Annotated in this window: 11 protein-coding genes; 4 read left to right on the top strand and 7 right to left on the bottom strand. The window is 39.5% G+C overall.

Features of this window, described 5'->3' with window-relative positions:
• Positions 1-50: 50 nt before the first annotated feature.
• The gene (locus AC1EK3_RS02015) at positions 51-2,714 is read right to left on the bottom strand and encodes a DNA gyrase/topoisomerase IV subunit A (protein ID WP_480033424.1); all 2,664 of its coding nucleotides are present in this window, start codon (positions 2,712-2,714) and stop codon (positions 51-53) included.
• A gap of 161 nt (positions 2,715-2,875) precedes the next feature.
• On the opposite strand from AC1EK3_RS02015, the gene AC1EK3_RS02010 reads away from it, so the two are divergent.
• Positions 2,876-4,135 (top strand): alkaline phosphatase family protein, encoded by a 1,260-nt coding sequence (locus AC1EK3_RS02010; protein WP_415686878.1) that lies wholly within the window; start codon positions 2,876-2,878, stop codon positions 4,133-4,135.
• Between the two features lie 136 nt (positions 4,136-4,271).
• Here AC1EK3_RS02010 and sepH read toward each other — a convergent pair whose 3' ends face one another.
• On the bottom strand, positions 4,272-5,477 hold the full coding sequence (gene sepH, locus AC1EK3_RS02005; protein ID WP_480033425.1) for a septation protein SepH: 1,206 nt from the start codon (positions 5,475-5,477) through the stop codon (positions 4,272-4,274).
• Positions 5,478-5,635: 158 nt separating this feature from the next.
• On the opposite strand from sepH, the gene AC1EK3_RS02000 reads away from it, so the two are divergent.
• From AC1EK3_RS02000 to AC1EK3_RS01990, 3 genes are all read left to right on the top strand, one after another.
• Positions 5,636-5,929, top strand: coding sequence for a DUF4193 domain-containing protein (locus AC1EK3_RS02000; protein WP_119526708.1), 294 nt, complete (start codon positions 5,636-5,638; stop codon positions 5,927-5,929).
• Positions 5,930-6,409 carry a dUTP diphosphatase gene (dut, locus tag AC1EK3_RS01995; RefSeq protein WP_004106773.1) on the top strand — a complete coding sequence of 160 codons (480 nt, stop codon included), beginning with the start codon at positions 5,930-5,932 and terminating at the stop codon, positions 6,407-6,409.
• Between the two features lie 121 nt (positions 6,410-6,530).
• A complete protein-coding gene (locus AC1EK3_RS01990) occupies positions 6,531-8,882 on the top strand; it encodes a RelA/SpoT family protein (protein ID WP_480033426.1) in 2,352 nt (783 codons plus the stop codon).
• Positions 8,883-8,970: 88 nt separating this feature from the next.
• Here AC1EK3_RS01990 and AC1EK3_RS01985 read toward each other — a convergent pair whose 3' ends face one another.
• The 5 genes from AC1EK3_RS01985 to AC1EK3_RS01965 form a co-directional block, all read right to left on the bottom strand.
• The gene (locus tag AC1EK3_RS01985; RefSeq protein ID WP_004119480.1) at positions 8,971-9,252 is read right to left on the bottom strand and encodes an HU family DNA-binding protein; all 282 of its coding nucleotides are present in this window, start codon (positions 9,250-9,252) and stop codon (positions 8,971-8,973) included.
• 207 nt (positions 9,253-9,459) lie between these two features.
• On the bottom strand, positions 9,460-11,895 hold the full coding sequence (locus AC1EK3_RS01980; RefSeq protein ID WP_480033427.1) for a lysylphosphatidylglycerol synthase transmembrane domain-containing protein: 2,436 nt from the start codon (positions 11,893-11,895) through the stop codon (positions 9,460-9,462).
• A gap of 15 nt (positions 11,896-11,910) precedes the next feature.
• Complete coding sequence (gene purB / locus AC1EK3_RS01975) at positions 11,911-13,353, bottom strand: adenylosuccinate lyase (RefSeq protein WP_480033428.1); 1,443 nt, start codon at positions 13,351-13,353, stop codon at positions 11,911-11,913.
• A gap of 62 nt (positions 13,354-13,415) precedes the next feature.
• On the bottom strand, positions 13,416-15,023 hold the full coding sequence (locus tag AC1EK3_RS01970; RefSeq protein WP_480033429.1) for an alpha/beta hydrolase: 1,608 nt from the start codon (positions 15,021-15,023) through the stop codon (positions 13,416-13,418).
• A 1-nt stretch (position 15,024) separates the two neighbouring features.
• On the bottom strand, positions 15,025-15,213 hold the full coding sequence (locus AC1EK3_RS01965) for a hypothetical protein (protein ID WP_119526700.1): 189 nt from the start codon (positions 15,211-15,213) through the stop codon (positions 15,025-15,027).
• Positions 15,214-15,259 lie beyond the last annotated feature (46 nt).

The raw sequence follows: 15,259 nt of genomic DNA, 5'->3' as shown, positions 1-15,259 counted from the left end.
TTCTTATCAATTACTAATTGTTAGTAATTTTCTAGAAATTGTTTATAATCCTATCCAATGTGTGCAATTGGGGAAACTAGCTCAGTTCCAGAAGCATCCCTACGCATATCTGGCTTAGGTAACTCAACATTGCTTCCGCCTTCCGTAACTGCTTGCAATGGATAGTATCCAACATACGCGTGTATCAACGTATCTTGACCTTTAAGGAATCTTTGCGAGCGCACGCCACCAGTTGCGCGACCTTTTGTTGGGTACATGTCAAATGGAGTAATCTTTGCAGAACCGTTTTCGGTTCCAGGAAGAGCTTCACTGTCTCCAGCAACAGTGAATACAACTGTTCCAGAAGCGGAGAATAAACCATTTTCACCTTCTTCGTAATGCCACTCTATTGATTTTTCTGGCACTACTGCGAAGGTTGCAACTTTAGCGCCTTCTGCTAAACGAATGCCTGCCATTCCGCCTGCTGTGCGTCCTTGAGGTCTAACTTGTTTAGCGTCAAAGGTAAGTAATGAAGAATCATTACTAATGAACACGAGTCTGTCGTTGTCTTTTGCTGGAGCTGCGGCAATAACAGTGTCGTCGTCTTTTAAGTCAATTATGCTCCACGAATCCATGGTAGTCGGAGCTTCAAAATTCCATCTTTTAACTATACCGTTTCGTGTGCCGATTGCAAGTGGAGTAGCATCTTGTGAGGCATTAAATGCTATTGCTGAAACTACATGTTCTCCTCTTACTGGATCAGTGCTTTGTGTGGAAGTTAGCAGTTCTTGTGCTTTTACTCCGTGGCTCAGTAGTGCAGGTTTTCCTTCTTCGTAGTTAAGCTGTGGCAAATCTGCAACATGAGCTAGAACTAGTCGACCAGATGAAGTAACAAGAGCATAAGTTGAACGCGTTGTTGTTTCAAACATTGTTTTACAAGGAGTGTTAAATACGTTGTTATTGTGTGAATTCCAATGTTCCAACACTTCAGTGCTTGTTCTAGCAATTAGCCCGGAAGTGCTTAATGCTACTGCGCAAGGTTCGTCACTTAATTGCATTGCAACAGAAGATGCGTCAGCTTCTCCGGTTTTACGAGCTGCATTAGCTGCTGCAGCCAAATCTGCTTGAGTTGAAGTAATTTTATTTGCTGATTGAACGGCTTTAATCGCAATATCCTCACTGTTTTTATTTATGCTGGAGGCTACTGGAGTAAAACTACCATCTTCATTTTCGTCAAGCAAAATTGTTCTGCGTGGAGTATCCCATTGTTTAACTGCAGAATCCATATCTGCTATTACAACGTTGTCGAGTTTTGCTTCAGAACTTAATATTTGATTCAGCTCTTCAATTTTTTTGAGCAAATCGTCGCGTTCAGCTTCGAGCTCTATTCGGCTCATTTTAGTGAGTCTGCGAAGACGCAAGTCAAGAATATACTGTGCTTGAATTTCGTCAAGATCGAATACTTTAATTAACTTAGTTTTTGCACTATCTGCATCTTCAGATGAACGAATAACTTGAATTACTTCATCAATATCAAGAAGTGCAAGAAGCAAGCCGTCAACCAAATGTAAGCGTTCTTGAGCTTTTTTGCGCCTAAATTCACTGCGTCTGCGCACTACTGTTCTGCGGTGAGAAATCCAAACGTCTAATAGCTCTCTCAAGCCCATTGTGTGAGGTCTGCCGTCAACAAGTGCAACATTGTTAATAGTAAAGCTCTCTTGCAAAGGAGTGTGCTTAAAAAGTTGAGCAAGCACAGCGTTAGGATCAAAGCCTGTCTTAATCTCAATAACAATACGAGTTCCGTTATGTCGATCTGTTAAATCAATAGCACCTGAAATACCGTCTAATTTTCTTGATTTAACTCCTTGAGAAATTCTTTCCAAAACTCGTTCTGGTCCAACCATAAACGGAAGTTCTGTAACAATAATAGCTTTTTTGCGAGCAGTAATATTTTCTATATGTGTTGTGGATCTTGTAGTGAATGCTCCGCGACCTGTTGCGTAAGCTTCGCGAATGCCACTTCGACCGATGATAATTCCTCCGCTAGGCCAATCAGGTCCTGGAACTAGTTTCATAAGATCATCTAGGGTTGCGTCAGGATGTTTCATAACATATTTTGCTGCAGCAACTACTTCGCCTAGATTATGCGTTGCCATATTAGTTGCCATGCCTACAGCAATTCCAGAAGCGCCATTTACTAAAAGATTTGGAATAGCTGCAGGAAGCACAGTAGGTTCTTTTAGTTTATTGTCGTAATTTGGTACGAAATCAACTGTGTCTTCGTTGATATCCGCGTTCATACCTAGTGATGCAGGAGCTAAACGCGCTTCTGTGTATCGAGAAGCTGCTGGACCATCGTCAAGAGAACCAAAATTACCGTGTCCGTCAACAAGTGGCAAGCGTAGGGAAAATGGTTGAGCTAAGCGAACCATTGCCTCATAGATTGCAGAATCACCGTGAGGATGAAGTTTACCCATTACTTCACCAACAACGCGCGCTGATTTCATATAAGCATGATCAGGACTCAAATTCATATTGCCCATTTGATACACAATGCGTCGCTGCACTGGCTTCATGCCGTCTCTTGCATCCGGAAGAGCGCGAGCGTAAATAACTGAATAAGCATATTCCAAGAAGGATTTGCTCATTTCTTCGTTCAATGGTGTTTCAACAATATGCTCTTTAACTTTTCTTGGGTCGAAAGCTTGCTGTGTTGAGTGATGGCGTGAGGGCATATTTAGAACTCCTTGAATGACATTACGGCTATCAATCTTAGCAATTTATATGCACAAACAGCATGTTTTTGCTGAATTTTTCAGCAATTTGACTAGTTATTTATATAAATATTTGTTATTCGCGTTTTGTTCAATGCAATATAAGTGGTTCAATAGTAAGTATGAGTGCTGAAATACCGTCTGAAAATGATCTTTTACAATTCGTTGGAAATGTTAAGTACGGTGATTTTTCTAATTTCGCAGTTAATGAAGATTTTTCTTACGATTTTAATGAAAAAAATCTTGGGGGAGCGTTACATATATCTTCGGTTCTTCCAGCTTTAAGTGATGCAATAGATGCTCCTGTTAAAACAGCTATTCATAACGATCCACACGCTTTGCGAGAAAGTCTTGGTTTCCCTAAATCTAATTCTGCAATTGTAGTGCTAATAGATGGTTTAGGATACTGGAATATTCTTATGCGCAAAGGTCACGCTCCTTATTTACGATCCTTGCTTAACGAATCAATAAATCAACGACCAATTAGCACGTGCGTTCCAAGCACAACTGTTGCTGCAATGGCTACTTTTGGAACAGGCACATGTCCTGGTCTTACTTGCATGACTGGTTACACGCAAAAAAATTCTCAAAATGGTAAACTTGCGCAGCTTATCCAATTTAATGATGCACCTGATCCGCTAGTTTTGCAGCAAGAGCCAACTATATTTGAAAGTTTAGTTTCTAATGGAGTTCGTGCAGATAGCGTGGGATTAGCAAAGTTTGAAAATACTCCTCTTACCAAAGCTGCTTTTCGTGGAGCAAATTATATTACTGCTGGAACTCCTAGAGCTCGCATTCTTAAGGCTGCTAATAGCAGTAAAACTCCAGGTTTAACTTATATGTATTTACGTGACGCTGATAAAACCGGTCATAATTATGGTTGGGATTCTCAGCAGTGGGTTTCTGTTTTTGAGCAAATTGACGAACAGTTGCATCTTTTGCGAGCAAATTGTGCTCCTGGAACATTAATTGTTATTACTGCAGATCATGGGATGATTAAATCTGATCCAAGTAAGCGAGTTGATATTGCTAAGCATGATGAGCTGATGAAAGGCGTATCGATGGTTGGCGGTGAACCTCGTTCTGTAATGTTGTATGCTAACAGTGATGCAAATCCTGAAGATATTATTTACCGTTGGCGCGAATATTTTGGAACTAATGCAATTGTACGCAGTAAAAAACAAGCTATTGACGATGGTATTTTTGGTTTAGTAAACAACAGGGCAGAGGCTGTTATTGGTGATGTTATTGTGCAAGCTTGTGGAGCTTACACAATTGTTGATTCTCGCATTCAATCCGATAAAGCTATGAGTTTACCTAGCGTGCATGGATCGATGACTCACATGGAAATGGATATTCCGTGCCTCATAGATTTAGTGTAAGCGATTTTTGCTTCTATTATTGAAAATATTTTATAAATCGCAACTTAGCAAATAAAAATGTGTGGCACTTAAAATTTTAATAAAAGTGCCACACGTATTGTCAATAAGCGAAAAATTTATTTTTTAAACTTCTTATTTAGCTTTCGCCAAATAATATTTCATCCCAGCTTGGTACCGCCGCTCTTCCAGCTTTACGTTTATTGTGCTCAGAAGATGTTTTTTCTTGACTATTAGTATTAATTTCTTGATTATTTTTAGCAGAATTTTGATTACTTTCAGAAGTATTTTCTTGCAAAGTAGTGCTAGCAATATCTGCTTTTTCGGCATTTTGAACTTTAGCAGCCAATGATTTCTGTGCTTTTTTAGACTCATTGGCGATTTTGCTATTCGTTTCGTTTCTATTATTAAGTTCAGCATCCGATTGTATTAGCGAAGGCTGTTGAGGGTTATCTTCTTTAAATTGCTTATTTGCTTTAGTAGAACGCTTAGAATAGCCTTTTTCTAATACTTGCCGTATGTCGGAATTATTGTCCTGATTTTCGAACGAAGATTGTGTTTGTACATCTGCAAGTTTGTCACTGTTCCTAAGTTCCCATTGAGAAACAGCTCGTTCGATTCTGGCAGAACGAATAGAATTTCCTGGAAGCTCTTCAGTGTTGAATGGGAAATTAATGCTCACAGTGTCTCTATAAGCTCCACCGTATGGAGACTGTTTAGAAGTATCAACTGCATTGACATCTTCACCAAGCAACAATCTAGACGAAGGGTTCACACATGTAACAGAGTTGTCATGCATGTTCCATGTCCATTCAGCTTTAATAGTGCGAGTAGCAGTTTTGAAAGTAGCACTAATTCGCCATGGCTCTAATCCTCGGCGTGTTGCTTTCCATTGCACTGTTTCCATGCCAATATGTGCTTTAGCTAACGTTCTCTCAATTAAATCTGCAATAGTGCGCATATTGCTTTGTTTAGGAGCAGGTACTAGAAGGAACTGCTCAATTGCATACTGCTTTTCTGTTTCAACGCCTGCAGAAAAACGCCTAACTTGTGTTTCGCTAACGTTGTATCTTTGCGCTACGTGTGAAGGTGCAACTCCTGCGCGAATCAATGCCTGAATTTGCGAAATAGGCAATGTTGCATTAGATTGCACAGAATTTGTGCCAGCATCTGCTGAGTTATGTTCATCGCTGTTTTTACTCGTAATTTTGTGTGAATCAGCGATGGCGCGTTCCAGCGTGTCGTCCACTTGAATACGTAACGGCGTGTTTTCACAAATGAAAATCAAATTGCCGTCTGCGTCAACATGGTCGAAACTCGCCTCTTTTGGCGGATTTTCAAGCATTATGCACCACTTTCTTCGCTTTTAACAATATTATTTATATACTTTAGTCCATACACTGCATTCTTTACCATTTTATTTAGAATAAAAAATGTGTAATATACGGGGTAGCATTCGTGTATGCTATGCGCGTAAGTAGCTTTAAAGACGAAAGGACCATAATGGCACAGGATTATGATTCTCCTCGTAGCAAAGATGAGGACGAAGAGTCGTTGGAAGCTTTGAGTAAAGGTTCTCAAAATTCAAGCAGCGACATTGACGATGATGAAAATGCTATTGCTGAAGACTACGAGTTGCCAGGTGCTGATTTAAGTAACGAAGATGCATCCGTGACTGTTATCCCTATGCAAGGCGATGAATTTATTTGTTCTGAATGCTTCTTAGTTAAGCATCGCAGCCAGTTAGCTGAAACTAATGCTGATGGTCAGCCTGTTTGCAAGGAGTGCGCAGCTTAAATGGCATATGACGAGACCTATACTGGCCCCGAACAGGTTGAGGTATTAATTAAGTATCTCGATGATGAAACATCTACATTACAGCCGCTTTGCTATGCGCATGCAGGTGATGCAGGTGCCGATTTAAGAACTACACAAGATTTTACTTTGCGTCCTTTCCAGAGAGCGCTTGTTCCTACTGGAGTTGCTATAGCTTTACCTGCAGGTTATGTTGCTTTAGTGCATCCTCGTTCTGGTTTAGCAGCAAAACAGGGTGTGACTGTGCTAAATGCACCTGGAACAGTTGATGCCGGGTATCGTGGTGAAATTAAGGTTCCTCTTATTAATTTAGATCCTGAGAACACAGTGCAGTTCCATAAAGGTGATCGTATCGCTCAAATGGTTATACAACGTTATGTAGAAGCACAATTTATTCCCGCATCTAAATTACCTGAATCTGATCGCTCTGATAAAGGTTTTGGCTCCACTGGCGTACAATAATCTTTTTATAAATATCCGACCGGTTTTTAAAACTGAGTCGGATTTATTGTATGTATTTTTTGTTTTTGTAGTGTATTGAGCGAATTGCAGGTAGGATAGTAAAAGTACCAGGAGGTGCCAAATGGGTGAACTTCAAGAGGATGTAAAAGGATCCAATAGGCTCGGATGTGAAATCAGCGAAGATTCTCGAAATCCATTATTGCCAATATTGAGCATGTGCCAATGGCACCATCCTAATGAGGATATGAGCATTCTTCATAGAGCTTATGATCGTGCTGTAAAGCAGCATACAGGTCAAAGACGCAAATCTGGTGAGCCATACATTATTCATCCTCTTGCTGTAGCTCAAATTCTTGCAGATCTTGGAATGGGACCAATTGTTGTTGCTTCAGGATTATTACACGACACTGTAGAAGATACAGATTACACGCTGGAAGAATGTCGAGCTGAATTTGGCGATACTGTAGCAGGTCTTGTAGATGGTGTTACAAAAATATCCAACATGGAATATGGCGAAAGTGCTCAAGCAGAAACTATTCGTAAGATGGTTGTTGCAATGAGCCGCGATGTGCGAGTGCTTGTAGTAAAGCTTGCGGATCGTTTGCACAATGCTCGCACTTGGAGGTATGTTAAGCAATCAAGTTCACATAAAAAAGCAAGAGAAACTCTTGACGTATATGCGCCTCTTGCTAACCGTTTAGGCATGAATGCAATTAAAACTGAACTTGAAGAGCTGAGTTTTAAAGTACTGTATCCAAAAATTTATAATGAAATTGTTGTTTTAGTTGCTCGTAGAGCAGGTCAGCGCGAAGTTTATTTACGACAAATTCTTGAAGAAATTAATGCAGATCTTGCAGAACAACACGTTAAAGCATCAGTAAAAGGTCGACCAAAAGATTATTTCTCTATTTACCAAAAAATGATCGTTCGAGGTCATGATTTTGCTAATATTTACGATTTAGTTGGCGTGAGAATAATAGTCGATTCTATTCGTGACTGTTATGCAGCATTAGGTGCAGTGCATGCTCGATGGAGCCCTGTTCCAGGACGTTTTAAGGATTACATTGCAACTCCAAAGTTGAATATGTATCAAAGCTTACATACTACAGTTGTAGGTCCTGGTGGAAAGCCAGTAGAGATTCAAATACGCACATGGGATATGCATAGGCGTGCTGAATTCGGTATCGCAGCTCATTGGAAGTACAAAGCTAATGGTCAAGCTGGTCGCGCTTTAAGTAAGCCTGATAATGATGATTTAAAACGCGAAAATAATATTGATGACAAAAAAGAGCTTAGCGAAGCAGATAATCTTAAGTGGATTCAACAGCTTGCTGATTGGACTAGTGAGACTCCAGATTCAGATGAATTCTTAGGTTCATTAAAGCAAGATCTTGGTGCTTCTGAAGTTTATGTTTTTACTCCAAAGGGGAGTATTGTTGCGCTTCCGCAGGATGCAACTCCTGTTGATTTCGCATATTCTGTGCATACTGAAGTTGGTCATCGCATGATGGGTGCTCGTGTAAATGGACGTTTAGTTCCTCTTGATACGAAGCTTTCAAACGGTGACACTGTAGAGGTACTTACTTCAAAGTCGGATACAGCTGGACCATCACGCGATTGGCTGAGTTTTGTAAAATCTCCTCGTGCTCGAAATAAAATACGCCAATGGTTTAGCAAGGAACGCCGTTCTGAGGCGATTGAAGAGGGCAAGGATGAGCTAACTCGCGCTATGCGTAAACGTAACTTGCCTTTAACTACTTTGATGACTCAGCAGGCATTAATTGGCGTTGCCGATGAATTGAATTTGCCTACTAACGTTGAGTCTTTGTATGCAGCTATTGGTGAAGGTCAAGTTTCTACACAGAATGTTATTTCGCGCTTAGTAAAAGATGCTGGTGCTGATGAAGTTGCAGAAGAAGTAGAACAAGAAGCATTGCCTTTACGCCATGTTGAGCGCAGCCATAAGTCTAACGGAGCTTTGGGAGTATCAGTTAAAGGCGTTGGAGACGTTTGGGTAAAGCTTGCAAAATGTTGCATGCCAGTTCCAGGAGATACGATTATTGGTTTTATAACACGAAACCAAGGTGTATCTGTGCATAGGACTGACTGTCAGAACATGCTCGATTTGCAAAAAACTCAATCAGAGCGCGTTATTCCTGTTCAATGGACTAGCGATAAAGGCTTGTTCTTGGTTAAAGTTCAAGTTGAAGCATTGGATCGACAGCATCTTCTTTCGGATGTTACTCGCGTTCTTTCAGATCATGGAGTAAATATTCTTTCCGGAACTATTGCTACAGGCGATGACCGTGTTGCAACAAGTCAATTTACCTTTGAAATGGCAGATCCTCAGCACTTAGCAACTCTACTTGCTGCTATCCGTAAAATTGAAGGCGTTTTTGACGTTTACCGCATTACGGGAGCAAAAGATAGCGCAGAGCCGCGTTTGCGAAAAATGGAACGAGGAGATTTATAAAAGATGGGCACTCCAGCTTTGGAGTGCCCATCTTGTTTTTGCGCAAATAGTATTTGTTTAATTTAATAAATACGAAAAACGCTTAATTTCAGGCAGTAACAGCCTTCTTCAACAAGGAGCCAGCAGAAATACGTACACCGTAAGAAGCTGGAATCTTGATGGTTTCACCGGTACGCGGGTTGCGGCCAGTGCGCTCAGCACGCTTTACGCGTTCTGCGGAGAACAGACCAGTAAGCTTCAAACCTTCACCGGACTGTAAAGCCTCAACGAACACATCCTGGAATGCGTTGACGGCGGCTTCGGCCTGTGCCTTGGTCAGGTTGGACTTCTGTGCGATCTTAGAAACGAGATCAGACTTGTTGTATGCCATGCAGCATCCTTTGTGTCAGGGGACCTTCTCTTCAAAGGTCACGTTCATACTAGATATTAGTACATTTTCCCTACAAATGTAGCCATTTTTGCATTTTTTCTTAATATTTTTTTATTTATTTTTTACTATTTTTTATTTAAAACGTACTTGCATAGAAACAGATACGATATTTGCTAATAAAAATACACAAATGTTTGTAAATCTCACTTATATAAGTTCATTATTGCTGAGCCACTTCATTGCAAACGCGCCTAACGGAATTCTTAACCAGTAGAACATAAGCCTATACAGAAGAGTGGCAGACAAAGCAACTGTTGGAGGAACACCTACAGATGTAAATGCGAAAGTAAGAGAAGCTTCAACAGCACCCAAACCGCCTGGTGTAGGTATTGCAGATCCAGCAGCATTAGCAAGTAAGAATAGTAAGATTGTTTCCCAAGGATTTGCGTAATATCCAAATGCAAGTAAAGAAATCCAATAACCCAATCCAATGCATGAAACAAGCACAATAGCGCCAAAAGAGCCTTCAATAAGTTGCATAGGATGTGAAATAAGTTCCTTAATTTGACGACCGTAATCAGATAATATTGGCAAATAATGTTTGCGAATTGTTTTACGAGCAGATGGGATAACCATTAAAACACAAACTATAAGAGTGATTATTCCAATGAAAGTAATGAGCATATGAGTAGGAATCATTCCAGAAAGCACATTTTTACCAGTGAAAACGCCTATAGAAAGTAATACCAAAGTTGTCATTAATGCTTGAATAAGCCATACTGCACTAGTAATTGCTGTAGCTTGAGCCGGAGTGTACCCGTTTTTCTTTAATAATTGCATATTTACAAATGCAGGACCAACACCAGCAGGCATAGAAACAGCTGTGAAACCAGAAGCTGCTTGAGATGCAAACAAAACATGTGCAGAAGGTTTTTGATCATCCATGAATGAGCCGAGAGTAATTGCAGATCCAACCCAAGCAAACATGCTGCAAGCAAAGCATGTAAATACCATTACATTATTTGCGTGACGCAAGGCAGCAAATATTTCCTGAGGATGCCACTGTGTAGCAATAACAGCAACAGCAACAATCGAAAGAACTAAGCTAACAAAGAAACGTATATTGAAGCGTGCTAAACGCACAGTATCATAATCTTCTTCATCTGTGTGTAACGCAACTGTTTCGCTTAACTTATTGCAAAGATTTTGGAAAACTTTTTTATTCCAAGACGGCAAAGATCTCGTAGAAGCAGGAATAGCGGCTTTTTGCATAAAAGGCAATAGTGCAGATAACTTTTCTACACCCCATGTGTTAATAGCAGCTTTAAGAGCAGTGTCAATATCTGTGCAAGATGCAATAAGCGTTAAAAGCTGAACTTTATCAAGTGCAATATTTGTATCATCGCTGGCAACATCGCCATTTTGCCAACCTGCAATAACTGGGGTTCCGTCTTCAAGCCTAGCAATAGTTTCAGGAGTGATGCGTCTATGCGTAATTCCACGAGTATTAGCAGCATCTACATAACGCATTAATTTTGCTGCATCATCAATAGTTAAAGTGTTCAAATTGCAAGGCAGTAGAGCGTTAGAAGCATGAAAAACCATTATTGAAGATTTATCACTGTCGCTTACTCCATAAACATTCGCTGTTGGCAAATGCATATTTCGTAAAACAAGAAGCATAGAAAGATGGTGATGAACAGAATGCCTAGCAGAACGATCTCTACGAGTCGGTATATCTACTAAACGCACCCACTGCCATAACTGATTTAAATAACCTGGTAAATGAACTTGATTATCTAATACTGAAATTACGTAACGTATGCCGTGAATGTCTGTTGCATCATACAATCTTGAATTTTCAATTAAATCGTCATCAAGACTTGAACGAAGAACTCCAGTATGATCAGCTTGCTGAGTTCTACGAGTTAATTGAGTAAGATTATCTATGCCAATATTTTTTAAAGCAAGAACAATATCGTCACCCCAAGCACCCTTACTGCGTGTGCCTTTTGCGAAACGAATAAGCGTACCAATTGCTCTTCCTAAGCAGCATGATACAAGAACAGCAGAGTAGGAGTCCCAAGATGAAAATAGAAGTATTGCTGTAACAATGAATAAAGCATTCCAGCCCCACATTACATGCTTATATTCGCGTCTAGGACCACTAACTGTAAGAAAAGCAACTAGAACAGCATACATGTCTGGAAGCAAATCAGCCCAAGTGTTATTAGGCCGCATTTGTAAAGATTCAATCAAAGCTATATTGTGCGTAGAAAATATCGCAATAGATAACAGCCATACTGAACCATAACTTATAAACAGCGTAATAACAGAAATAGCGGTATCAATCCAACGCCTGTCAGAAACCATGTGTGCAATAACTTCTGCAACAACAATAAGAGTAAGACCTTGCTGTATCAGAACAAAAGAAAGATTATTGAAAGATAATCCTATAATTTGAGTAGCATTTCGTGCATCAATCTTCATAGCATCAGCCGTTGCTGATAAACACATTGACGACAACAAAGTAAAAACGCCAATTACAACTGATGATATTGCATACAACAAATCAGCCCAACTACGTACTAAGCTAGGCTGAGTATCTTCAATAACAAGATTTGGATTTATGCTAGATTGCATCGCTTTACCGTCTACTTAATCAATAAAGTCCACCAATCGTGAAGCAAATCCAGTGTAAGATTCTGGTGTCATTGCTTGCAAACGAGCTGCAGTATTGGCATCAAAGCTACGAGATTTAATGAATTCTTCTACGTCACTTTGTGAAATATGGTGACCGCGCATTAATTCTTTTACTTGCTCATATGGTCGTTCCATACCAGGTACGCCAGCAATTTCTTCAGCGCGCATTGCTGTTTGAATTGGTTCTCCAAGAACTTCCCAATTTTCGTCTAATTCTTTTGCCATAAATTCTTTATTAGGATGAATAGACTTCAAACCGACTAAAAGATTATTCAAAGCAAGAAGAGCATAACCGAAAGCTGAGCCAACATTCCTTTGAGTAGTAGAATCTGTAAGATCACGCTGCCAACGGCTTTCAGTAAGAGTTGCACACAATGTGTCAAACAGTGAGCAAGAAATCTCAAGATTAGCTTCAGCGTTCTCAAAACGAATAGGGTTAACCTTATGAGGCATAGTAGAAGATCCTGTAGCTCCCTTTACAGGAACTTGCACAAAAATACCCCTAGAAATATACATCCATACGTCAACTGCAAGATTATGCAAAATATGGTTTATGTGACTTACAGTGCTATAAAGTTCAGCCTGCCAATCGTGGCTTTCAATTTGAGTTGTTAATGGATTCCATTGAAGACCCATTCTATTTTCAACAAACTCTTGAGATACGCTAATCCAATCAACTTCTGGGAAAGCAGCTAAATGAGCTCCGAAAGTTCCTGTAGCACCATTCAACTTTCCTAAATACTCTTGATTATCAAGATGACGAAGTTGACGACGTAAACGATACGCAAACACTGCCAATTCCTTACCCAAAGTAGTTGGAGTAGCAGGCTGGCCATGAGTTAACGAAAGCATAGATAAATCTCTATATTCGTTAGCATTCTTAACTAAATAATCAACTATCGCTTCTAAATTCGGACGATAAACGTTTAAAACAGCTTGCTTTACGCAACGCGCAATAGAAAGATTATTAATATCTTCACTCGTGCATGAAAAATGTACTAAAGTTTTTAAATTTGAAAGCTCAGTAGCATGACCAAGCTTATTTTCTGCTTCATCTAACGCATCGTCAATGTAGTATTCAACAGCTTTAACATCGTGATGAGTAATAGCCTCATGCGCAGCATGACGAGCAATTCCTTCAGCATCAAAATTTTCAGGAATAGAACGCAAATATGAGCATTCTTCATCAGTTAAAGGATTAACACCCTTAACAATTGGCTGGAACTGATTAGCTTCATAACCATTTGCGAGAAGAATCATCCACTCAACTTCTACACGCATGCGCTCGCGATTTAACGCAGGTTCGCTTAAATATTCAACGAGTGCGGATGTTTGATTATGATAACGTCCATCGAGAGGAGTCAGAGCTATTGCAGGAGAAATATCGGTAAGCTTCATAGTTTTAAGGTTACATCATGCTGCGAATTAGCTTAATTTTGCTCAAAAAGAATTTAATTATTTTATTTTTTCATTACTCCTTGCCACAATGTAGTACTTTGCAATTTGCCATTAATAATATTCTGAAAATGCCGATCTTGCTCGCGCACACTTTTAGATCCGAGTTGAAGAGCATCTTCATAAGCTGCAGTGTGGTAATGCAAATCATGAGTTAAAGTTCCTTCTTCTGGAACGTCATTAACAAATATTCCGCCATTGTCGAATTTTTTAGTCGAATATTGTTTTCCAGAAAAACGCGTGACTCCAGGAGGTAAAGAACGCTTAGATTCTTTAACATGAATTACATGACCATGAATAGTCACCCAATTATTTCTGCGAGGATTCTCTTTGCCATCTAAAGAAGGCACAATCTCATCGTCCATCTCAATACTAGTAACCCAAGTTTTCTTAGGAATTGGATGATTTGCAATAGGAGATCCAGCAGTAACAACATGCTGTATGTTGTATTGCTTAGAGTAATCACTTGCAATGCTTGCTGCAACAATACCTCCTTGAGAATGTCCTACTAAAGCAACAGGCTCGTTAGGTTTAATTCCAGAACGTTTCATAGCTTCTACAACCATTCGAGTGCTATCAGCTTGTTTTCTAACTAAAGAACTATGACTCATTACTTCTGCGTTTTGTTCCCAACCAAAAGGAGAGTGTGCTTTACCGTCAGTTCCTGGAATTATCACTAACCATGACGAACTGCCATCGTTGCGCTTAAACTGTTGAATTGCAATAGTAGCAGCATCTGGATTAACAAGCGGGGGTCTAACACCCAAATTTCCGCTTCCAAGTTCTGTTAAATTTTCTAAAGTTTCAAGCAGATTTCGTCCAGGTCTAGCAAGAACAAATCCAGGTTTTCTCCACGTCTCATTTACTTTAGTGAGAAGTAAATTATTACCTTGCTTTATATTATTAATAGGCGCGCTTACAAAGCTAATAGCACTAGAGATAAATGGGACAGCTTCTAATAAATATTTTTTAGTATTATATAAAAAGTTTAATGAGGTTTCACGCTCTCCCTTACTCATACGGTCTTTAGCGTTTCCAGCAATAAATATTGGCGAGCCTGTAATAGGATTTAAAATAAGGTGCTGAGACAAACCACGAATAATTCCTTGTTGCAAACTATTAGTTGCATAGGACCATCTAGCAAGATTTTGGAAACCTAAATGATTTTTATTATCTTGATTAACGGCTAGACCTGCGGACAATAAAACAGGCAAAGCAAGAATAGGGCATGCAAGAACTGAGTAAGAAATTTTATTGTCTAAATCGTTTTTTGCACGAAATTCTGCATCTTCATACAAATTATTTGCTCTTGCAATAAGAAAAGCAAGATTTTCTAAATTTTGAGACATTAAACAACATTTATTAGCATATTCATTGCACATGCTTTCAGTTAAAAATGATTGCGAATAATCATTAATATATGCTTCTGATTCTTTTTGTAAACTATTATTTTGACTGGCAATAACCATCGCCGCATTAAGCCATAAATTTTTTAGCGTAAGCAATTCTTTAGCAGTATCGTTTAGTTTTCTGGAAAAACTAATATACGCTTCTCTATCAGAAACGCTGAGCTTTATTCCACCTACAACAGAGGACTTAACTTTCCAAGACATATTATATTCCTCCGCGAATGTTATATAACGCATACGCTTGTGCGGAAATATCTTTCATACTATGACGAAAATGTTCGGCTGCAAGCCCTTGCCAATCTTCTAATTCAGTCGCTGCGGATTCGGCTATAACGCAGCGAGCGCACTCTTGAGTGCGCTGTATAAGCCATTGCCATTCGTAATATGTGTGCATAATCGTTATTACACACGTTCATTAATGAAAAGTCACTAAAAAATAT

It is taken from the genome of Gardnerella sp. C0026F2 (assembly GCF_056590715.1).
The sequence above is the reverse complement of the archived record's forward strand: the minus strand, read 5'-3'. Positions and strand labels throughout refer to the sequence as shown.